The organism is Morganella sp. HMSC11D09, assembly GCF_001807955.1.
In the GTDB taxonomy this organism is placed as follows: Bacteria; Pseudomonadota; Gammaproteobacteria; order Enterobacterales; family Enterobacteriaceae; genus Morganella; species Morganella morganii.
On the sequence record NZ_KV791684.1, the window covers coordinates 115,426 to 135,888 of the forward strand.

General features: G+C 53.6%; 17 protein-coding genes. 4 read left to right on the forward strand and 13 right to left on the reverse strand.

What is annotated here, in order from left to right:
* From mraY to leuO, 12 genes are all read right to left on the reverse strand, one after another.
* Positions 1-1,083, reverse strand: a complete 1,083-nt coding sequence (gene mraY, locus HMPREF3119_RS08395; protein WP_004238458.1) for a phospho-N-acetylmuramoyl-pentapeptide-transferase — start codon at positions 1,081-1,083, stop codon at positions 1-3.
* Positions 1,077-2,450, reverse strand: coding sequence for a UDP-N-acetylmuramoyl-tripeptide--D-alanyl-D-alanine ligase (gene murF, locus HMPREF3119_RS08400; RefSeq protein ID WP_004238457.1), 1,374 nt, complete (start codon positions 2,448-2,450; stop codon positions 1,077-1,079). Before murF ends, mraY begins: the two co-directional genes overlap by 7 nt.
* Positions 2,447-3,934, reverse strand: coding sequence for a UDP-N-acetylmuramoyl-L-alanyl-D-glutamate--2,6-diaminopimelate ligase (murE, locus tag HMPREF3119_RS08405; RefSeq protein ID WP_070579325.1), 1,488 nt, complete (start codon positions 3,932-3,934; stop codon positions 2,447-2,449). The genes murF and murE overlap by 4 nt, the downstream gene beginning before the upstream one ends.
* Entirely contained in the window at positions 3,921-5,714 is a 1,794-nt protein-coding gene (ftsI, locus tag HMPREF3119_RS08410) for a peptidoglycan glycosyltransferase FtsI (protein ID WP_046024167.1), read from the reverse strand. The genes murE and ftsI overlap by 14 nt, the downstream gene beginning before the upstream one ends.
* Before the next feature lie 7 nt (positions 5,715-5,721).
* The gene (ftsL, locus tag HMPREF3119_RS08415) at positions 5,722-6,039 is read right to left on the reverse strand and encodes a cell division protein FtsL (protein WP_004238454.1); all 318 of its coding nucleotides are present in this window, start codon (positions 6,037-6,039) and stop codon (positions 5,722-5,724) included.
* Positions 6,036-6,977, reverse strand: a complete 942-nt coding sequence (rsmH, locus tag HMPREF3119_RS08420; protein WP_070579328.1) for a 16S rRNA (cytosine(1402)-N(4))-methyltransferase RsmH — start codon at positions 6,975-6,977, stop codon at positions 6,036-6,038. Before rsmH ends, ftsL begins: the two co-directional genes overlap by 4 nt.
* Entirely contained in the window at positions 6,978-7,436 is a 459-nt protein-coding gene (gene mraZ, locus HMPREF3119_RS08425) for a division/cell wall cluster transcriptional repressor MraZ (protein ID WP_004238452.1), read from the reverse strand.
* A gap of 669 nt (positions 7,437-8,105) precedes the next feature.
* A complete protein-coding gene (gene cra, locus HMPREF3119_RS08430; RefSeq protein WP_004242044.1) occupies positions 8,106-9,110 on the reverse strand; it encodes a catabolite repressor/activator in 1,005 nt (334 codons plus the stop codon).
* 84 nt (positions 9,111-9,194) lie between these two features.
* Entirely contained in the window at positions 9,195-9,686 is a 492-nt protein-coding gene (gene ilvN, locus HMPREF3119_RS08435) for an acetolactate synthase small subunit (RefSeq protein ID WP_004238450.1), read from the reverse strand.
* 2 nt (positions 9,687-9,688) lie between these two features.
* Entirely contained in the window at positions 9,689-11,410 is a 1,722-nt protein-coding gene (gene ilvI / locus HMPREF3119_RS08440; RefSeq protein ID WP_070579330.1) for an acetolactate synthase 3 large subunit, read from the reverse strand.
* Positions 11,411-11,695: 285 nt separating this feature from the next.
* On the reverse strand, positions 11,696-13,504 hold the full coding sequence (locus tag HMPREF3119_RS08445; protein ID WP_004242048.1) for an AMP-dependent synthetase/ligase: 1,809 nt from the start codon (positions 13,502-13,504) through the stop codon (positions 11,696-11,698).
* Between the two features lie 212 nt (positions 13,505-13,716).
* Positions 13,717-14,664 carry a transcriptional regulator LeuO gene (gene leuO, locus HMPREF3119_RS08450; RefSeq protein WP_004238446.1) on the reverse strand — a complete coding sequence of 316 codons (948 nt, stop codon included), beginning with the start codon at positions 14,662-14,664 and terminating at the stop codon, positions 13,717-13,719.
* 861 nt (positions 14,665-15,525) lie between these two features.
* Between leuO and leuA the strand changes: the two genes are divergently transcribed.
* The 4 genes from leuA to leuD are packed head-to-tail and all read left to right on the forward strand — an operon-like array spanning position 15,526 to position 20,249.
* Complete coding sequence (gene leuA / locus HMPREF3119_RS08455; RefSeq protein WP_070579334.1) at positions 15,526-17,127, forward strand: 2-isopropylmalate synthase; 1,602 nt, start codon at positions 15,526-15,528, stop codon at positions 17,125-17,127.
* A gap of 2 nt (positions 17,128-17,129) precedes the next feature.
* Positions 17,130-18,221: a 3-isopropylmalate dehydrogenase gene (gene leuB / locus HMPREF3119_RS08460; protein WP_004238443.1), complete on the forward strand. Its 1,092-nt coding sequence runs from the start codon at positions 17,130-17,132 to the stop codon at positions 18,219-18,221.
* Between the two features lies 1 nt (position 18,222).
* Positions 18,223-19,635 carry a 3-isopropylmalate dehydratase large subunit gene (gene leuC, locus HMPREF3119_RS08465; RefSeq protein ID WP_036416780.1) on the forward strand — a complete coding sequence of 471 codons (1,413 nt, stop codon included), beginning with the start codon at positions 18,223-18,225 and terminating at the stop codon, positions 19,633-19,635.
* 11 nt (positions 19,636-19,646) lie between these two features.
* Entirely contained in the window at positions 19,647-20,249 is a 603-nt protein-coding gene (gene leuD / locus HMPREF3119_RS08470) for a 3-isopropylmalate dehydratase small subunit (protein WP_004238441.1), read from the forward strand.
* Here leuD and HMPREF3119_RS19370 read toward each other — a convergent pair.
* Positions 20,239-20,391, reverse strand: a complete 153-nt coding sequence (locus HMPREF3119_RS19370) for a hypothetical protein (protein WP_168162282.1) — start codon at positions 20,389-20,391, stop codon at positions 20,239-20,241. The genes leuD and HMPREF3119_RS19370 overlap by 11 nt on opposite strands.
* Between the last annotated feature and the right edge of the window lie 72 nt (positions 20,392-20,463).

Consider the following 20,463-nt stretch of genomic DNA (forward strand, 5'->3'; position numbering starts at 1 on the left):
TTAACGTACCTTGAGTGTCGCCAGACCGATCAGCACTAACATCAGGGAGATAATCCAGAAGCGGACAATCACCCGCGGCTCAGGCCAGCCTTTTAATTCATAATGGTGATGAATAGGTGCCATCCGGAAAATACGCTGACCGCGTAATTTGAAGGATCCGACCTGTAAAATCACCGACAGAGTTTCCACCACGAATACACCGCCCATAATCAGCAGCAGGAATTCCTGACGCAGCAGAACAGCAATGGTACCCAGCGCGCCGCCGAGTGCCAATGAACCGACATCACCCATAAAGACCTGTGCCGGATAGGTGTTAAACCACAGGAAGCCCAGCCCTGCCCCGACAATCGCGGTGCAGACAATCACCAGTTCCCCGGCATGCGGCAGATACGGGATATGCAGATAATGCGCGAAATTCACGTTACCGGTCGCCCACGCCACCAGCGCAAACCCGGCAGCCACAAAGACGGTCGGCATAATCGCGAGACCATCGAGGCCGTCAGTCAGGTTCACCGCGTTACTGGTGCCGACAATCACGAAATACGCCAGCAGGATATACAGCACACCCAGCTGCGGCATCACATCTTTAAAGAACGGCACCACCAGCTGGGTTGCCGGGGTATCTTTACCGATGGCATACATACTGAACGCCACAGTCAGCGCCAGCACGGACTGCCAGAAATATTTCCAGCGGGCAATCAGCCCTTTGGTGTCTTTGCGCACCACTTTGCGGTAGTCATCGATAAAGCCGACAATACCGTAGCCGATCAGCACCAGCAGCACACACCAGACATACGGGTTGTCCAGACGCGCCCACAGCAGAACAGAAATGGCGATGGAGAACAGGATCATCATGCCGCCCATGGTCGGGGTACCGCGCTTGCTGAAGTGCGATTCCGGCCCTTCGCTGCGGACAACCTGGCCAATCTGCATTCTCTGGAGATACGCAATCACATGCGGCCCCATCCATAATGCGATAATCAGCGAGGTCAGCAGGCCGACGATGGCGCGGAACGTCAGGTAAGAGAAGACGTTAAACGCGGTATGAAACTGCACCAGATACTCAGCCAGCCAAATCAGCATGGGACATTCTCCTGCAAGGCGTGCACAACTTCTTCCATTGCGGAGCTGCGTGAACCTTTAACTAAAATTGAAATTGATGAATGCTGTGCCACCAGAGGTGCCAGCGCAGCAATGAGGGTTGTTTTGTCAGCGAAATGGTGTCCCTGACACTCATCACTGATAAAATGACTGAACTGACCTGCGGTGAACACCGCATCCAGCCCGGCATCACGGGCAGCCTGCCCGACTCTGCGGTGACTCTCTTCGGCGTAACCGCCCTGCTCGCCGATATCCCCGGCAACCAGCACGCGGTAACCCGGTAATTGTGCCAGCACACGGATTGCCGCAATCATTGAGCCGTCATTAGCATTGTAAGTGTCGTCAATCATCAGCTTGCCCGGTGCCAGTTCAACCGGGTATAACCGTCCCGGTACGGCGCTGGTTTGTGCCAGACCACTGCAGATATCCACCAGTGTCGCCCCGGCAGACAGTGCCAGTGCCGCCGCCGCGAGAGCATTGGCAATATTGTGACGGCCCGGCAGCGGCAGGGTGACAGCGGTGCTGCCTGCCGGTGTGTGCAGGGTAAAGTCAGTGGTCAGCGGGTTCATCACCACATCTGCCGCGTAAAAATCGGCCTGCGGGTGCGGATCAACGGAGAAACTCCAGCGGGTCTGACGCGGGGTCAGATGTGCCTGCCAGTGAGTGACATCATTGCTTTCCAGATTGATGACAGCGGTGCCTTCGTCAGTCAGTCCGGTGAAAATTTCCCCTTTTGCCTGCGCGATGGCTTCTGCGGAACCGAACTCGCCGATATGGGCGGCAAACAGGTTATTCACCAGTGCGGTCTGCGGGTGTGTCATGGCAGCGGTATAGGCGATTTCGCCGGTGTGGTTGGCACCCAGCTCAATCACCGCAAACTGATGTTTTTCTGTCAGGCGCAGCAATGTCAGCGGTACGCCGATATCATTATTAAAGTTCCCGGCGGTAAACAGGGTTTCGCCAGCCTGCTGTAAAATCGCCGCCGTCATCTCTTTGACAGACGTTTTGCCGGACGAACCGGTCAGCGCCACCACTTTCGCCTGACTGCGGTCACGGTTGCCTTTCGCCACCGCCCCCAGCGCAAGGCGGGTATCTTTAACAATAATCTGCGGACAGTTCACGTCCATCCGGCGGTTCACCAGGACGGCGGCAACACCTTTCGCTGCCACATCCGCAATAAAATCATGAGCATCAAAACGTTCACCGGCCAGGGCGATAAACAGCGCACGTTCACCGATAGTGCGGCTGTCCGTGGTGACACTCTCAATCCGTTCTGATGCCGCGTGACCGCTGAGGATAAGCTCCCCGGCGGTCAGTTGTGCGATATCAGCGAGGGAGAACGGGATCATGCCATTACTCCCAGCAGGCGGGCGACGGTCAGGCGGTCGGAATAGTCCAGACGGCGGTTGCCGACCAGCTGATAATCCTCATGCCCTTTTCCGGCCACCAGCACCACGTCATCCGGTTTTGCCTGCATCACCGCAAAGGTGACGGCTTCCGCACGGCCCGGGATCGGCAGTGCACGGGAGGTATCAACCAGCCCGGCCATAATGTCATTGATAATCGCCTGCGGCTCTTCGCTGCGCGGGTTATCGTCGGTGATCACCACCACATCGGATTCCTGCTCGGCAATTGCGCCCATCAGCGGACGTTTACCTTTGTCGCGATCACCGCCGCAGCCGAAGACACACCACAGTTTGCCTTTGGTATGCAGACGCGCCGCACTCAGTGCTTTTTCCAGCGCATCCGGGGTGTGAGCATAATCGACAACAACTGTCGGGCGGTTATCCGCGGTGAAGACTTCCATCCGGCCGCAGACCGGGGTTAACGCGGTTGCAGCGCGCAGCAGTGTATTCAGGTCATAATCCAGTGCCAGCAGGGTTGCCGCAGCCACCAGCAGGTTACTGACATTAAAGGCGCCCATCAGCGGGCTGTCCAGTTCACCGCCACCCCAGCTTGAGGTAAAGGTGATGTGCGCACCGCTGTCGTGGTAATCCACAGAAACGGCTTTCAGGAAACGCCCCTGCCAGCCGGCCGGCAGATTATCATCCATCGTGACCGCGACCGCTTCCGGTAGTTTTGCCAGCCATTTCAGCCCTGTCTCATCATCCGCATTAATAATTTTTTGTTCGCTGTGATGGGTTGAGAACAGCAGCCATTTGGCGGCTTCGTAGTTGGCCATATCACCGTGGTAATCGAGGTGATCACGGCTTAAGTTAGTAAAGACCGCAGCCCGGAACGGCAGTGCCGCCACACGGCTTTGTACCAGTCCGTGAGAGGAGACTTCCATCGCCGCCACTGTGGCACCTTTCTTCGCCAGTTTGTCCAGCTCGAGCTGGATATCAACAGCTGAACCGGTGGTGTTTTCAGTCGGGATCACATGCCCGAGCAGCCCGTTACCAACCGTTCCCATCACGGCACTGGTTTCGCCCATCGCCTGAGTCCACTGCGCCAGCAGCTGGGTGGTGGTGGTTTTACCGTTAGTGCCGGTCACGCCGATCAGTTTCAGGCGTTCCGCCGGGTGGTGATAAAACTCACCGGCCAGGCGGGATAATTTTTCATTCAGGTGGCTGAGATACACCACCGGTACACCATGCAGAACCTGCACACTGCCGTCTTCCGCCGCACCATCCGCTTCCGCGACCACGGCAGCCACACCCTGGGCAATGGCCTGAGGAATGTAGTGACGTCCGTCGGACTGGTGGCCTTTAACCGCCAGGAACAGATCACCGGCAGCCGCTTTGCGGCTGTCCAGGGTCATATCACGTAACGCCTTAGCCGGTGCATCAACACCGAGCGGCGCGAGTAAATCGCGCAAATTACGATCTGCCACTTGTACCCTCTTTTGGTTTATTAATAACCACTTCATTAGTTTGTTCTTCCGGTGTCAGCGCATCGGGTTCCACGTTCATTGTCCGCAGAACACCGCCCATGATGGCACCGAATACCGGTGCAGAGATCGCACCCCCGTAATACTTGCCGCCCTGCGGGTCGTTGATAATCACAACCAGTGCAAAACGCGGACGGCTTGCCGGTGCAACCCCGGCGGTGTAAGCGATATAACGGTTCACGTATTTGCCGTCATCGCCCACTTTTTTCGCGGTCCCGGTTTTAATGGCCACGCGGTACCCTTTAATCGCAGCGCGCGTTCCGCCGCCGCCCGGTAACGCAACGCTTTCCATCATCTGAACCACGGTTTTCATCACCGGCTCAGGGAAGACGCGGGTGCCCGGCACCGGCGGATCCACTTTTGTGATGGACAGCGGGCGGTAAATCCCGAAACTGCCGATTGTTGCATAGGCCCGTGCTAACTGTAACGGTGTTACCATCAGCCCGTAACCGAAAGAAAAGGTGGCCCTTTCAAGCTCAGACCACCGTGTTTTTTTACTTGGGTATATGCCACTGCTTTCTCCGACCAGCCCCAGATTGGTCGGTTTTCCCAGCCCGAAACGCGAATAGACGTCCACGAGTTCCTGAGCGGGCATCGCTAACGCAAGTCTTGAGACACCTACGTTACTCGACTTCTGTAAAATACCGGTGATGGTCAGTTCGGCATAACGCGCCACGTCTTTGATTTCATGACCACTGATCCGGTACGGATAAGTATTCACCACGCTGTTCGGTTTGATGATGTTGTTGTGCAGTGCTGTCATCACCACCAACGGTTTTACCGTCGAGCCCGGTTCAAAAATATCGGTGATAGCGCGGTTACGCATAGCATCTTTCGGCGTGCCCTGGAGGTTGTTCGGGTTATAGGACGGGCTGTTCGCCATCGCCAGAATTTCCCCGGTGTTCACATCCACCAGAATCGCCGTGCCGGATTCCGCTTTGTTCAGTGCCACCGCACTGCTGATTTCGCGGTATACCAGCGCCTGTAAACGCTCATCAATACTGAGTGTCAGGTTGTGCCCGGCCTGACTTTCGCGGGCGATAGTATCTTCAATAACACGGCCGCCGCGATCTTTACGGACTGTCCGCTGCCCCGGAACCCCGGTCAGCCAGCGGTCAAAGCTTTTCTCAACCCCTTCAATCCCTTCATCATCAATATTGGTGACACCAATAATGTGAGCAGTCACAGAGCCGGACGGGTAATACCGTTTTGATTCCGCCTGTAAATAAATCCCCGGCAGATTCAGTTTTTTCACATAATCGCCGATAGTCGGGTTCACCTGACGCGCCAGATAGACAAAGCGGCCTTTCGGGTTCGCCGTGACTTTGCTTTTCACCTGTTCGAGCGGAATATTCAGCGCTTCGGACAGTGCACGCCAGCGGGTGTCATCCCCTACCCCGCCTTTGTCGGCTAACTCTTTCGGATCAGCCCAGACGGCGTTTACCGGCACACTGACCGCCAGCGGACGCCCCATACGGTCGCTGATCATACCGCGCGCGGTCGGGATCTCCTGGACGCGCAGCGAGCGCATATCGCCCTCTTTGACCAGCATGTCCGGGTTGATAATCTGTAAATACGCGACCCGGATCAGCAGGGCGGCCAGGGCAAGCCCGATACCGCCGCATAACAACGCAAAACGCCAGCTGATAAAACTGGCTTTTTCTTCCGGACGTTTGATACGGGCTCCGCCCTGCGTTTTGCCTGCTGATTTTCTGCTTTTCATGCCTTCGTCATTTTGTTACGACAATTTTTTCGTTTGCCGGATCCACATGCTGCATACTGAGACGCTCAACGGACAGGCGCTCAACACGGCTGTGATCCCCCAGGGCGTTCTCTTCCAGAATCAGGTTACGCCATTCGATATCCAGCGAGTTACGCTCCAGCACAAGATGTTCCCGCTCTGCGGTCAGCAGACGTGTTTTATGTGCCGTGATGACTACAAAAATCGCGCTGACGATCACTGCGATAAATAAAATCGCAGGGATAAATCCGTGGCGCAGCAGGTCACGACAAATAACGCGGGCTAAATTGTGCCGTTCTGTGGTCATGCTTTCTCCGCAAAGCGCAGTACCGAACTGCGGGCACGCGGGTTAACACTGATTTCCTGCTCTGACGGTTTCATTTTTCCGGCCAGTTTCAGTGCCGGTGTGCCGTGCGCTTTCAGTTGTTCTTCCGTCAGCGGTAATCCGTGCGGTACCTGTGGTCCGCGGCTTTCGTCACGCATAAACTGCTTCACAATCCGGTCTTCCAGCGAGTGGAAGCTGATAACCGATAAACGGCCGCCCTGAGCCAGAATGCCCAGTGCGCCGGTCAGCGCCTGGCGGATCTCATCCAGCTCGCTGTTGACATAAATGCGGATAGCCTGGAAGCTGCGGGTCGCCGGATGCTTGTGTTTTTCTTTCACCGGAGACACAGCGGCAATTAAATCCGCCAGCTGTTTTGTCCGCGCCAGCGGCTCTTCGGTTTTATTGCGTTCAACAATCGCGCGGGCAATCCGTTTCGAAAAACGCTCTTCGCCGAAATTTTTCAGCACCCACGCAATATCTTCTTCTTTGGCTTCAGTCAGCCACTGTGCAGCGGAGATCCCGCGGGTCGGATCCATCCGCATATCCAGCGGCCCGTCACGCATAAAGGAGAATCCGCGTTCCGCGTCGTCCAGCTGCGGGGAGGACACACCCAGATCCAGCAGAACGCCATTAATCTGTCCGCCCAGTTCCAGATCATTCACATAACCGGCGATACCGGAAAACGGGCCGTGAATAATGGAAAAACGCGGGTCGTCAATCTGTGCCGCAGCGGCAATCGCCTGCGGATCCCGGTCAATGGCGATCAGACGCCCCTGCGGACCGAGTTTTGATAAAATCAGGCGGGAGTGCCCGCCGCGGCCGAATGTGCCGTCGATATAAATACCGTCTTCGCGGATCTGTAATCCGTTAACGGCTTCATCCAGTAAAACACTGGTATGCTGAAACTGACTCTCTGCCATTTAAAGTGATAAATCCTGTAACCGGGCGGATAAAGGTCCGGATGCCGTCTGCCCGGCAGCAATATCATCCTGTACCTGCTGATACCACGTCTGCTCATCCCACAGCTCAAACTTGTTGAACTGCCCGACCAGCATGACTTCTTTGGTTAACCGCGCATGTGTGCGCAGTGTACCGGCTAACAAAAGACGTCCCGCACTGTCCATCTGACATTCCGTGGCATGGCCCAGCAACAGGCGCTGAACACGGCGCTCCGTGGGATCCATGGTGGACAATTGTGCCAGTTTCAGTTCGATCAGTTCCCACTCCGGTAAGGTGTAAAGCAGCAGGCACGGCTGGTGGAGATCGATAGTGCAGACCATCTGACCTTCCGACTTTTCAGCAAGCAGCGACCGGTACCGTGCCGGTACGGTTATGCGCCCTTTGCTGTCAAGATTAACCAGTGTTGCCCCGCGAAACATTCGTTTCTCCGCTCAGTTTTGCCCTGAATTACCACTTTCACCCACAATTCCCCACCAACAGAGTTTACGAATGGTAGGAAAAGCTTGTCAAGCCAGAGCTGACAAGGTTTCGTTTCCGCTGTCGGGGAATAAAGGGGTGAGAAAATATGGGATTTTTTGCTTCAGGGAACAGAAGTGAGGTAACACACTGATTCAAATCAGAAAAAAATTCACATAATACGCACTCGGCTAACCGGGGCAAATTATACCGAATCTGGCGAAAGAAAGATGCATTTTTGCGAGGTGTCCCTCACTTTCAGGATAAAAATTCACCATCACCGCAAAGACCCCGGGATTTTTGTTCCGGTCATCTGTGCTGTTACTTTCTGTTACACTGCGTGATTATTTGATATTTGGAAATTTAATATTCAGTTTATCAATAGCATAACTGTCACAAAACCGGGCTAATGATATTCTGCAGCATATACCCTTAATTGGAGTAAGTGAATTTCCGGGGAATGAAAGGTGTGGTGTGAAAATTGTCAATTTCTGTCAATCAGCAGAATTGAAAAAAATTCTTAGGATTCCTCTCAAAAAGGGTTTTTCATCTGTTTCCGGACAAACTAAACAAAAATACCTATACGTTTCCGTACAGGTATCGGTAAAAATAATGATTTTACTGCCTGAATATTACCGGCGGCTCAGACTTCCGCGACGGCACAGATCACGACGGATCCGGGTGATACCCGCAGCCGGTTTCTGTTTTTCATCCAGACTTGCCAGTACCAGCTCCAGCACACGCTCCGCAATATCGCGGTGACGCTGCGCCACGGACAGTACCGGACACTCAAGGAAATCAAGCAGTTCATGATCACCGAAGGTCGCGATCACCAGTTGCCCCGGCAGACGGCCGCTGCGGGCCAGCGTGGCATCCATCACCCCCTGTAACAGGGCAAATGAGGTGGTAAACAGCGCATCCGGCATCGGATTGCTTTCCAGCCAGGTATCAAACGCTTTGGCGGCGGCATCACGCTCATAGCTGTCGGCATAGAGGAAATTCACGTTACGTGCATCCCCTTCCCAGGCTTCGCGGAATCCCTGTTCACGCAGGAAACTGACGGAAAGTTCCGGCAACGCGCCGAGATATACCACCGATTCTGCCGGGAACTGACGCAATTCGGATGCCAGCATTTTGGCGTCCTCAAAGTCATCCCCGACCACACTGATAAAGTGCTCATTTTCCAGTGCGCGGTCGAGCGCGACAATCGGCAGGGAGCGGTTTGCCCAGCGCTGATAGAACGGATGCTCCGGCGGCAGTGCGGTGGAAACGATAATCGCATCCACCTGACGCTGTAACAGGTGTTCCACACAACGGATTTCGTTGTCAGGCTGGTCTTCGGAGCAGGCAATCAGCAACTGATAACCACGGCTGCGCGCCTGGCGCTCCAGATAATTTGCGATACGGGTGTAGCTGGTGTTCTCCAAATCCGGGATCACCAGTCCGATAGAGCGGGTACGGCCTGCACGCAGACCGGCAGCCACCGCATTCGGATGGTAATTATGTTCACGAACCACCGCCATCACTTTTTCGACAGTTTTGTCACTCACACGATATTGTTTTGCTTTTCCGTTGATGACATAACTGGCCGTCGTGCGCGACACACCGGCAAGGCGGGCGATTTCATCCAGTTTCACGTTAACCCCTTACAAATCAGGAAACGGCCCGAACAACGGGCCAAATAAGAAGAGTGATCAGTTTACCCTTTCACCGCGAATATTTCACCGCATTATTTTATCGCCGCGCGACATCCCGACGATGCCGGAGCGGGCAATTTCCACAATTTCCGCGAAGCCGCGCACCGCATCCAGGAAGGCATCCAGCTTTTCACTGGTGCCGGTCAGTTGCACGGTATAAAGCGTCGCGGTCACATCGACAATCTGTCCGCGGAAGATATCCGTACTGCGTTTGACCTCATCCCGCCCGTAGCCGCTGGCCTGTAATTTCACCAGCATCACCTCGCGCTCAATATGAGTGGCAGAGGTCAGTTCTGTGACACGGAACACATCCACCAGCTTATTGAGCTGCTTCTCAATCTGCTCCAGCACCCGCGCATCGCCTTTGGTCTGGATGGTCAGGCGGAACAGTGACGGGTCATCAGTCGGGGCGGCGGTGATACTTTCGATATTATACCCGCGCTGGGAAAAAAGCCCTGCCACACGGGACAGCGCCCCTGTTTCGTTTTCTAATAAAATTGACAGAATCCGGCGCATGATCAGGTCCTCTCCGTTTTGCTCAGCCACATTTCATCCATTCCGCCGTTGCGGATCTGCATCGGATAAACATGCTCTTTCTCATCCACCATTACATCGGCGAATACCAGTCGTTTCTCTTCGCGGACAATGCGCAGTGCCTCCGCGAGCTGTTCACGCAGCGTGGCTTTATCACTGATACTGATGCCGACATGCCCGTAAGCCTCTGCCAGGCGGACAAAATCAGGCAGCGATTCCATATAGGAGTGTGAGTGACGGCCGTGATAAACCATATCCTGCCACTGCTTCACCATACCGAGAAAGCGGTTGTTAAGATTAAGCACCAGTACCGGCAGCCCGAACTGTAATGCCGTGGAAAGTTCCTGAATATTCATCTGGATACTACCGTCCCCGGTGACACACACCACCATATCATCCGGTTTCGCCAGCCGGACACCCAGTGCCGCCGGTAACCCGAAGCCCATCGTGCCCAGCCCGCCGGAATTGATCCAGCGGCGCAGTTCATCAAACGGATAATAGAGTGCGGCAAACATCTGATGCTGACCGACATCGGAGGTAACATACGCCTTCCCTTCCGTCAGTTCCCACAGGGTGCGGATCACAGTCTGCGGCTTGATTTTCTCACCGCTCTCATCAATGGCCAGACACTGTTTCGCTTTCCACTGATCAATGCGCCGCCACCAGTCGCACAGTGCATCCGGATCCTGTTCATCGGTCAGAGATTCAAGCTGTAACAGCATCTGCGCGAGACACAGTTTCGCATCACCGACGATCGGAATATCCGCTGCCACGGTTTTGGAGATAGACGCCGGATCGACATCGATATGAATGACAGTTGCCTGCGGGCAGTATTTCGCCAGGTTATTGGTGGTCCGGTCATCGAAACGGACACCGACGGCAAAAATCACATCACTGTGATGCATGGTATTGTTTGCTTCATATGTCCCGTGCATACCCAGCATGCCGACACACTGCGGATGAGTGCCCGGAAACGCGCCCAGCCCCATCAGGGAGAGCGCCACCGGCAGACGCAGTTTATCCGCAAGGGTGAAAATCTCCGGACTGCATCCGGCACTGACAGCACCGCCGCCGATATACATTACCGGGCGTTTCGCCTGCATCAGTGTGATAAGCGCGCGTTTGATCTGCCCTTTATGACCGGCTCCGGTCGGGTTATAGGAGCGCAGGCTGACCCGTGACGGGTAGCTGTACTCATGCTGCTGCTGGACAATATCTTTCGGAAAATCGATGACCACAGGTCCCGGACGGCCGCTCTGTGCCAGATAGAATGCTTTTTTGATGGTGGCCGGAATATCCGCGACATCATGCACCAGGTAACTGTGTTTCACGACCGGGCGGGAAATGCCCACCATATCCACTTCCTGGAAGGCATCGTTGCCGATCAGCGCGCTCGCCACCTGGCCGGACAGCACCACCAGCGGCACCGAATCCATATACGCGGTGGCGATACCGGTAATGGCGTTAGTCGCCCCCGGTCCGGAAGTGACCAGCACCACGCCGGTTTTACCGGTCGCGCGGGCATAGCCGTCCGCCATATGCACGGCGGCCTGCTCGTGGCGCACCAGAATGTGCCCGACACCGCCCACCGTATGCAGTGCATCATAAATATCCAGAACAGCACCGCCCGGATAGCCGAATACGTGTGACACGCCCTCATCAATTAAGGAGCGCACGATCATTTCTGCCCCTGTCAACCTCTCCATAAATGCTCTCCTGCCCGTGATTGCGGGTTGTAACTGCAAGTGATGTGTTTGTCTGTTTTTAGTTATCTGAGGATTAACATAACGATAAAATGACAGTGCTGGCAAATGCGTTTTTCGGGACGCAAAAAGCGGAAACCACAGGAATAAAGGAAATGACAGGATCCGCAGACGATCATACCTGCGGCGGCAAATCACAAAGCAGAGTTCACTGAGAGCGGGGGAAAAACCGGCGGGATATAAAAACGGCACTGCACAGGAAACAGGCAGTGCCGTCAGGGACAGCAATCAGTCCGTGTACATGGACTCAATTTCGCGTTGATAGCGCTGGGCTATCACTTTACGGCGCAGTTTCAGGGTCGGTGTCAGTTCGCCGAGCTCCATGGAGAAATTCTGCGGCAGCAGTGTAAAACGCTTAACCTGATGAAAGGCTGCGATATTTTTCTGCAACTCTTTCAGACGGCTTTCAAACAGCGCCACAATCTGGCTGTTTTTCAGCAGTTCCATCCGGTCATGGTATTTCAGATTCAGTGCCCGGGCGTGCTCTTCCAGAGTATCAAAGCACGGCACAATCAGTGCGGAGACAAACTTACGTGCATCCGCCACCACCGCGATATGTTCGATAAAGCGATCCTGACCCAGCGTGCCTTCCAGCATCTGCGGCGCAATATATTTGCCGTTCGAGGTTTTCATCAGATCTTTCAGGCGTTCGGTGATAAACAGATTGCCCTGCTCATCCAGCGCACCGGCGTCACCGGTCCGCAGCCAGCCATCAGCCGTAAAGGCCTGACGGGTCTCTTCCGGCTTATTGTAATAGCCGCGCATCACCACCGGCCCGCGTACCTGAATCTCATTTTCCTCACCGATACGCACTTCCACATCCGGCAGCGGCACACCGATAGAGCCGAGCTGATAACCGCTGTTTTCCCAGCAGGATACCGTGGCACAGGTTTCTGTCATGCCGTAGCCGTATTTGATGTTAATGCCGATGGCGAGGAAAAAGCGGATAATTTCATCATCCAGCCGCGCACCCGCCGCCGGTAAGAAACGGACATTACCGCCGAGCACATCACGCAGTTTGCCGAGCACTTTTTTCTGTGCGAACTGATCACACCGCGCAGCCAGCCACGACTGTTTTTCACCGCGCTGCTGTGCATCAAGGGTCTTTTTACCGGTCCGTACCGCCCAGTGGAATAACGCCCGTTTATACCACGGCGCCTGTGCCACTTTTTCGTAAATACCGCTGAATACTTTTTCATAGAAACGCGGCACCGCACACATCACGGTCGGTTTCACCGATACCATCGCTTTGCGCACCAGATTGGTATCACTGAGATAGACATTCAGTGCGCCGGTGTGCATCACATAGAAACTCCAGGCGCGCTCAAAAACATGCGTCAGCGGCAGGAAGCAGAGTGAGACATCATCTTCGGTCAGTGTCAGCCGCTCATCATGCAGATAAAGCTGGGCGGCCATGTTGCGGTAATCCAGCATCACGCCTTTCGGCTCGCCGGTGGTCCCGGAGGTGTAAATCAGGGTGAAAAGATCGTCAAGGGAACAATCAGCGATGCGCTGGCGCAGCTCTGCGGCGTAACTGCCGTCGTGGCCGTTCATAAACTGACGCAGTGTGCAGACCGCCGGATGCGACGGGATTGCCGTGTTTTCCGGGTTCATTATGATGATTTTCTGCAGCGACGGGCAGAGAGAAAGCAGTGACAGCGCGATTTCCGCCTGCTTCTGACCATCCACAAACAGGATGCGCACCTGCGCATCATTAAGAATATAGGCCGCCTGGTCATCACTGCTGGTGGCATAGAGCGGCACCACAATGGCACGGCACTGAAGAATCGCCAGGTCGGTTAATGTCCACAGAGCGCTGTTGTGCGAGAAAACGGCGACATTCTCCTGCACTTCAACCCCTTCTGCCAGCAGGGCTTCCGCCAGATTTTCACTGAACGTCCCGGCCTGCTGCCAGGTAAAATCGATATGCTGACCTTGTTCACACCACTGTCGCAGTGCGATTTTGTCACCCCGGCGCTGTTTTTGCTGTTGCAGCCGCGTCACTAAATGATAGTGATGCAAATTTGTTGTTGTCACACGCGTTTCCTTTACTGAGCCGTCAGACTGTACGGTTTCACGTTATGTAATAATTTTTCAGCTTACAGTTGTAAGCTTAAATTTTTCCGCAAGTGTAGCCTGTTGTCTCCGGGAACAAAAGCAAATTTAGTTATCTTTGCAATGACGGGATCACAAAAAAGCCCCGGCAGGTACATTTGCCTGACGGGGCGTGAAATAAATTAAATGATCGATTACATATGATGTGTGAACTGCGTCAGCAGTGCCTTCATCCACTGATGCCCTTTATCGCGGGTACACGCCTCGTGCCAGATCAGAAACGCCGGACGGCTGACTTTATCCCACGGCAGCTGCACTTCCTGAATCGGCAGCACATGAGAATAGAGCTGAATCAGCCATTTCGGTGCAATCGCCACCAGCTCTGTTTTAGAGACAATATTCAGTACACTGACTAAATTGGTTCCCTGATAAACAATAGCCCGGAGTAATTCATTATTTTCATAATACGGTGAACTGAATGAATCAATTAAATCCAGCGACACCACGGCATGCTGCTCGGTAAATATTTGTTTCTCTGTTACCGTATATTGTATACGCGGGTGATTGCGGGCGGCGACCAGTGATAACTGGTCATTAAATAATAAGTGATGACTGTAATCCGGTTTATCGAAACGATTATAACTGACAGCAAAATCGGTTTCCTGGTATTTCAGGTTATTCTCGATATGTGAATTCATATAAGACTGAATATTAACATCGATATTTTCACTGTGAAGTTTAACCTGTTCGATTATTTTGTCTGTCAGGCGGATATCCAGCGGACTGGAGATGGCCAGATTAAATGTCCGCTCGCTGCTGCCCGGTTCAAAACCGGCACCCGGCAGCTCATTATGCACCAGCTGCAATGCCTGCCTGACCGGCCCGAACAGCTGTTTGGCGCGCGCTGTCGGCTGAATTCCCCGTCCGAAACGGACAAATAATTCATCATTAAACATAACTTTAAGTCTTGACACCGCATTGCTGACAGCCGGTTGCGACATACCTAAAAGTTCAGCAGCCCGGGTCACATTCTGCATCTGCATAACCGCATCAAAAACAGTCAGCAGATTAAGATCCACATTACGCAGCTGTGTTTCACCGGATTCTTTTTTTACATCTGCCACTGAGGTGTATTCAGTCATCTTAAACTCCAATAAATGATTATAATGACTTCAATAAGCCACCTGCCGCCATGATGAAACGGCAGATCAATACAAAATTGAAATCTATTATCTCAATTGATTATCCAATTAATAATTGAGTCTCTTCCTTGTATGGTTCTGAATACGCGGGTGCGCATCATCATCACAATGCATACTATTTAAATATTTAAAGCCAGTAAATTATTCATGCCAGTAATAAATCAATACCGCTTTATTCATTTAGTTTCCATGCAGTGAGATAATAAAACAAAGATTGTGTTTATTCATAATAAAATTGTCTTCTGTCAGCATAAAAAATCCGATTTTTTTTACTGACATAACGGAAAGAATAAACTGTTCAATGAATATCTCACCGGTTACCGGTGGCTGCCTGACCGCCGGCCCCCCTGTTACCCGCCTACTCAACTGATTCTGATTCTCCGTAAAAAAATCTGCAAAAATATTAGCCCAATTATTTAGCTGGCTTATAGATGAAAACGCTGATTAATTTTTATAAATTAGTCAGTTTATCTGCTTTTTGTGCTTTTTTTATCCTTTGACCGGAATCTCCGGCGAACCTCGTGAGTTGACAGGGCATTTTATATTCAGTATCAATAATACATCGCCACGGATAAGCCCTGTGCTCCGTGCCACTGAATTTACTGAGAAGGTTATTACTATGTCTTTCACTTTCCGCCTAAACAGCCTGCTAATTATCGCCTTAACTGCGCGTGGCGGGTTCGTGGCCGGAAGTTCCTCATAACTTTCTCCCTGAGACCTGAAAAACCCGCGCAATGTCGCGGGTTTTTTTATACCTGCAAACCGGAAAACAGAACAAGAAATAACCGAGAGGATCACAACATGAGCGATAACGTCATCATTTTTGATACCACACTGCGTGACGGGGAGCAGGCATTACAGGCCAGTCTCAGTGTCAAAGAGAAGTTACAGATTGCTTTCCAGCTCGAACGCATGGGGGTTGATATTATTGAGGCCGGTTTCCCTGTCTCCTCTCCCGGTGATTTTCAGTCAGTGCAGACTATCGCCCGCGAAATCAAAAACAGCCGTATCGCGGCATTATCCCGCTGTGTGATCGGCGATATTGATGCCGCAGCGGAATCCCTGAAAGTCGCGGAAGCCTTCCGGTTGCATATGGTGCTCGCCACCTCCGGTATTCACGTCAAAACCAAACTGCGCAAGACCTTTGCTGACATCATCGATATGGCGGTCGGCTCGATTAAACATGCCCGCCGCTTTACCGATGACGTTGAGTTTTCCTGCGAAGATGCCGGGCGCACCGATATCGATGATTTATGCCGTATTGTGGAAGCCGCGATTAACGCAGGAGCCACCACGGTCAATATTCCGGACACCGTCGGTTACACCACACCGTACCAGTTCGGCGGCATTATCAGTGAATTGTTCAACCGCGTGCCGAATATCGACAAAACCATCATTTCTGTCCACTGCCATGATGATTTGGGCATGTCCGTTGCCAACTCCATCACCGCCGTACAGGCCGGAGCCCGCCAGATTGAAGGTACGATCAACGGGTTAGGCGAACGCGCCGGGAACTGTGCGCTGGAAGAAGTGATTATGGCGATTAAAGTGCGGGAAAAAATGCTGGGCGTGCGCACCGGGATCAATCACAAAGAGATTTACCGCACCAGCCAGCTGGTCAGCCAGTTATGCAACACCCCGGTACCGCCGAACAAGGCCGTGGTCGGCAGCAATGCCTTCTCCCACTCCTCCGGTATTCACCAGGACGGCGTGATTAAAAACCGCGAAACCTACGAAATCATGACGCCGGACAGCATCGGCCTGAAAGATAACTTAATCAACCTGACCTCCCGTTCCGGCCGCGCGGCGGTGAAACACCGGGTGGCGGAAATGGGTTATCAGGAAGGTGACTATAACCTGGATGAATTATACGCCGACTTCCTGCAACTGGCGGACAAGAAAGGTCAGGTTTTCGATTACGACCTGGAAGCGCTGGTGTTTATGAAGCAGCAGCACCAGGAGCCGGAACATTTCTCGCTGGCGTTCCTCAACACCCAGTCAGGTACCGGTGTCAAAGCCTCCGCGATGGTCAGAATGCAGGCCGGGGATGACATTATCTCGGAATCCGCCCAGGGGAACGGCCCGGTGGATGCGGCTTATGAAGCCATCCGCCGTATCGCGGGTTACCCGCTGACCCTCGCCGCCTATCAGCTGACTGCCAAAGGTCAGGGAACGGATGCACTGGGTCAGGTGAATATCGTGGTGGAGTATGAAGGCCGTAAATTCCACGGTATGGGGCTGGCGACCGATATTGTTGAATCCTCCGCCCAGGCCATGATCCACGCCATCAACAGCATCTGGCGCGCCGGACAGGTAAAAGAAGAAAAACGGCGTATACAGTCAGATAACAACATGCACAACGATACTCATAACAACAATACAGAGACAAAGGAAGCGGTGTAATTATGTCGGAACAATTTCATATTGCAGTTTTACCGGGCGACGGAATCGGCCCTGAAATTATGGCGCAGGCGATTAAAGTGCTGGATGCGGTGCGCACCCGCTTTAACCTGACCATCACCACCAGTGAATATGATGTCGGCGGCATTGCCATCGACAACCATGGCCACCCGCTGCCGCCGGCCACACTGAAAGGCTGCGAACAGGCCGATGCGGTACTGTTCGGCTCTGTCGGCGGCCCGAAATGGGAAAAACTGCCGCCGGACTCCCAGCCGGAGCGCGGCGCTCTGCTCCCGCTGCGGGCACATTTCAAATTATTCAGTAACCTGCGCCCGGCACGGCTCTATCCTGCGCTGGAAGCGTTCTGCCCGCTGCGCAGTGATATCGCCGCACGCGGATTCGATATCCTGTGTGTCCGCGAACTGACCGGCGGGATCTATTTCGGGCAGCCTAAAGGCCGTGAAGGCGAAGGTAAATATGAGCGTGCTTATGATACCGAGGTGTATCACCGCTTTGAAATCGAGCGTATTGCCCGTATCGCCTTTGCCTCCGCCCAAAAACGCCGTGGCCAGGTAACATCGATTGATAAGGCCAACGTACTGCAAAGTTCCGTATTATGGCGCGAAGTGGTAACAGAAATCGCCAAAGAGTATCCGGATGTCGCGCTGTCACACATGTATATCGATAACGCCGCCATGCAGATGGTCAAAGATCCGTCGCAGTTTGATGTGATCCTCTGCTCCAACCTGTTCGGCGACATTATCTCCGACGAGTGCGCCATGATCACCGGCTCCATGGGCATGCTGCCGTCCGCCAGCCTGAATGAGAAAAAATTCGGTCTGTATGAACCGGCAGGCGGCTCTGCGCCGGATATCGCCGGGCAGAATATTGCCAACCCGGTGGCCCAGATTTTATCCGCTGCCATGATGCTGCGCTTCAGCTGCGGGCAGGATGCAGCGGCGGACAGCATCGAAAATGCGGTCAATCAGGCACTGAATGCCGGATACCGCACCCGGGATGTGGCCGGAAACGGCAAGAGTGTGACCACAGACGAAATGGGCGACATTATCGCGCGTTTGATTACAGAAGGGGCTTAAGATGAGCACAGGAAAAACTTTATATCAGAAATTATATGATGCCCATGTGGTTCGTGAAGAAGCAAACGAAACACCGATCCTGTATATCGACCGCCACCTGGTGCATGAGGTGACCTCTCCGCAGGCGTTTGACGGATTACGGGCAAAAAACCGCCCGGTGCGCCGCCCGGAAAAAACCTTCGCCACCATGGATCACAACGTTTCCACGCAGACCAAAGATATCAATGCCTGTGGTGAAATGGCCCGTAACCAGATGCAGGAGCTGATCAAAAACTGTGAGGCCTTTGGTGTCCGTCTCTATGATCTGAACCATCCGTTTCAGGGTATTGTGCATGTGATGGGGCCGGAACAGGGCATCACCCTGCCTGGCATGACCATTGTCTGTGGTGACTCCCACACCGCCACCCACGGCGCATTCGGCTCGCTGGCTTTTGGTATCGGCACCTCCGAGGTGGAACATGTGTTAGCCACCCAGACACTGAAACAGGCGCGGGCCAAAACCCTGAAAATTGAAGTGCGCGGCAAAGTGGCTCCCGGTATCACCGCCAAGGATATTGTACTGGCGATTATCGGTCACACCGGCAGCGCGGGCGGCACCGGTTACATCGCGGAATTCTGCGGGGATGCCATTGAGGCACTCTCCATGGAAGGCCGGATGACCGTCTGTAATATGGCAATCGAAATGGGCGCCAAAGGCGGAATGATTGCGCCGGATCAGACCACCTTTGATTATCTGAAAGGCCGTCAGTTCTCCCCGCAGGGCGCGGACTGGGATGCAGCTGTGGCTTACTGGCAGACACTGAAAAGTGATCCGGATGCAAAATATGACGCGGAAATTATTATCAATGCCGCTGATATCGCCCCGCAGGTCACCTGGGGCACCAATCCCGGTCAGGTGATTGATATCAGCCGGGCCATTCCCGCACCGGAGAGCTTTACCGACCCGGTGGAAAGAGCCTCGGCAGAAAAAGCGCTGGCGTATATGGATTTAACGCCGGGCAAAAAATTAACCGATGTGAAAATCGACAAGGTGTTTATCGGCTCCTGCACCAACTCACGGATTGAGGATTTACGCGCGGCTGCTGCCGTCGCCAAAGGGCGCAAAGTCGCGCCGGGTGTGCAGGCGATAGTGGTTCCGGGCTCCGGGCCGGTGAAATCCCAGGCGGAAGCGGAAGGTCTGGATAAAATCTTCACCGATGCCGGGTTTGAATGGCGTTTACCGGGCTGCTCGATGTGTCTGGCGATGAACAATGACCGTCTGGCACCGGGGGAGCGCTGTGCTTCCACCAGCAACCGCAACTTTGAAGGCCGCCAGGGGCGCGGCGGACGCACGCATCTGGTCAGCCCGGCCATGGCCGCCGCAGCCGCTGTCACCGGCAGTTTCGCCGATATCCGTACCATTGAGATGCGCTGAGGGAGAAAACCATGGAAAAATTTATTGTACATCAGGGCATTGCCGCACCGCTGGATGCCGCCAACGTGGATACCGATGCCATTATCCCGAAACAGTTTTTGCAGAAAGTGACCCGCACCGGCTTCGGACAGCATTTATTCAATGACTGGCGTTTTCTCGATGATGACGGACAGGTGCCGAACCCGGATTTTATCCTCAATGCCCCGCGTTATCAGGGCGCATCCATTCTGCTGGCCCGTGAAAACTTCGGCTGCGGCTCCTCCCGTGAGCACGCGCCGTGGGCCTTAACAGATTACGGCTTCAGAGTGGTGATTGCGCCAAGCTTTGCGGATATTTTTTACGGTAACTCATTCAACAACCAATTATTGCCGGTGAAATTACCCGAAGACGCGATTGATGCGCTCTTTGACTGGGTACAAAAAACAGAAGGTGCACAGATTATTGTTGATCTGGAGAACCAGAAAGTGATCGCCGGTGAGCTGGAATATCCGTTCAGTGTTGATACCTTCCGTCGTCACTGCATGATGAACGGCCTCGACAGTATCGGCCTCACCTTACAGCATGACGACATGATTTCCCGTTTTGAGGAAAAACTGCCTGCATTTATGAACTGATAACCGGATCCATTTCCACCATTGAACCCCTGCCATCACCCCCTTTTGTGATGGCAGCTTTTTTCCCCGTTTTCCCCGCCTCTTTTTCCGGATCACCGGACAGAAAAAAACCAGCCTTTCGGCTGGCGGTAAAAGTCACCATTACTCAAGAATCGGGAGTGAGTCAGGTATCACACTGACGTCATGAGCTGCTTTAATGACATTGAGTATGGAC

What these genes read in the sequence shown, in the direction of transcription:
- ilvI (WP_070579330.1), bottom strand. Translation starts at nt 11,410, where the DNA reads ATGGAGAGGTTGACAGGGGCAGAAATGATCGTGCGCTCCTTAATTGAT.
- rsmH (WP_070579328.1), bottom strand. Translation starts at nt 6,977, where the DNA reads ATGGCAGAGAGTCAGTTTCAGCATACCAGTGTTTTACTGGATGAAGCC.
- leuC (WP_036416780.1), top strand. Translation starts at nt 18,223, where the DNA reads ATGAGCACAGGAAAAACTTTATATCAGAAATTATATGATGCCCATGTG.
- mraY (WP_004238458.1), bottom strand. Translation starts at nt 1,083, where the DNA reads ATGCTGATTTGGCTGGCTGAGTATCTGGTGCAGTTTCATACCGCGTTT.
- mraZ (WP_004238452.1), bottom strand. Translation starts at nt 7,436, where the DNA reads ATGTTTCGCGGGGCAACACTGGTTAATCTTGACAGCAAAGGGCGCATA.
- HMPREF3119_RS19370 (WP_168162282.1), bottom strand. Translation starts at nt 20,391, where the DNA reads ATGGTGACTTTTACCGCCAGCCGAAAGGCTGGTTTTTTTCTGTCCGGT.
- ftsL (WP_004238454.1), bottom strand. Translation starts at nt 6,039, where the DNA reads ATGACCACAGAACGGCACAATTTAGCCCGCGTTATTTGTCGTGACCTG.
- ftsI (WP_046024167.1), bottom strand. Translation starts at nt 5,714, where the DNA reads ATGAAAAGCAGAAAATCAGCAGGCAAAACGCAGGGCGGAGCCCGTATC.
- leuB (WP_004238443.1), top strand. Translation starts at nt 17,130, where the DNA reads ATGTCGGAACAATTTCATATTGCAGTTTTACCGGGCGACGGAATCGGC.
- murF (WP_004238457.1), bottom strand. Translation starts at nt 2,450, where the DNA reads ATGATCCCGTTCTCCCTCGCTGATATCGCACAACTGACCGCCGGGGAG.
- leuO (WP_004238446.1), bottom strand. Translation starts at nt 14,664, where the DNA reads ATGACTGAATACACCTCAGTGGCAGATGTAAAAAAAGAATCCGGTGAA.
- leuD (WP_004238441.1), top strand. Translation starts at nt 19,647, where the DNA reads ATGGAAAAATTTATTGTACATCAGGGCATTGCCGCACCGCTGGATGCC.
- leuA (WP_070579334.1), top strand. Translation starts at nt 15,526, where the DNA reads ATGAGCGATAACGTCATCATTTTTGATACCACACTGCGTGACGGGGAG.
- ilvN (WP_004238450.1), bottom strand. Translation starts at nt 9,686, where the DNA reads ATGCGCCGGATTCTGTCAATTTTATTAGAAAACGAAACAGGGGCGCTG.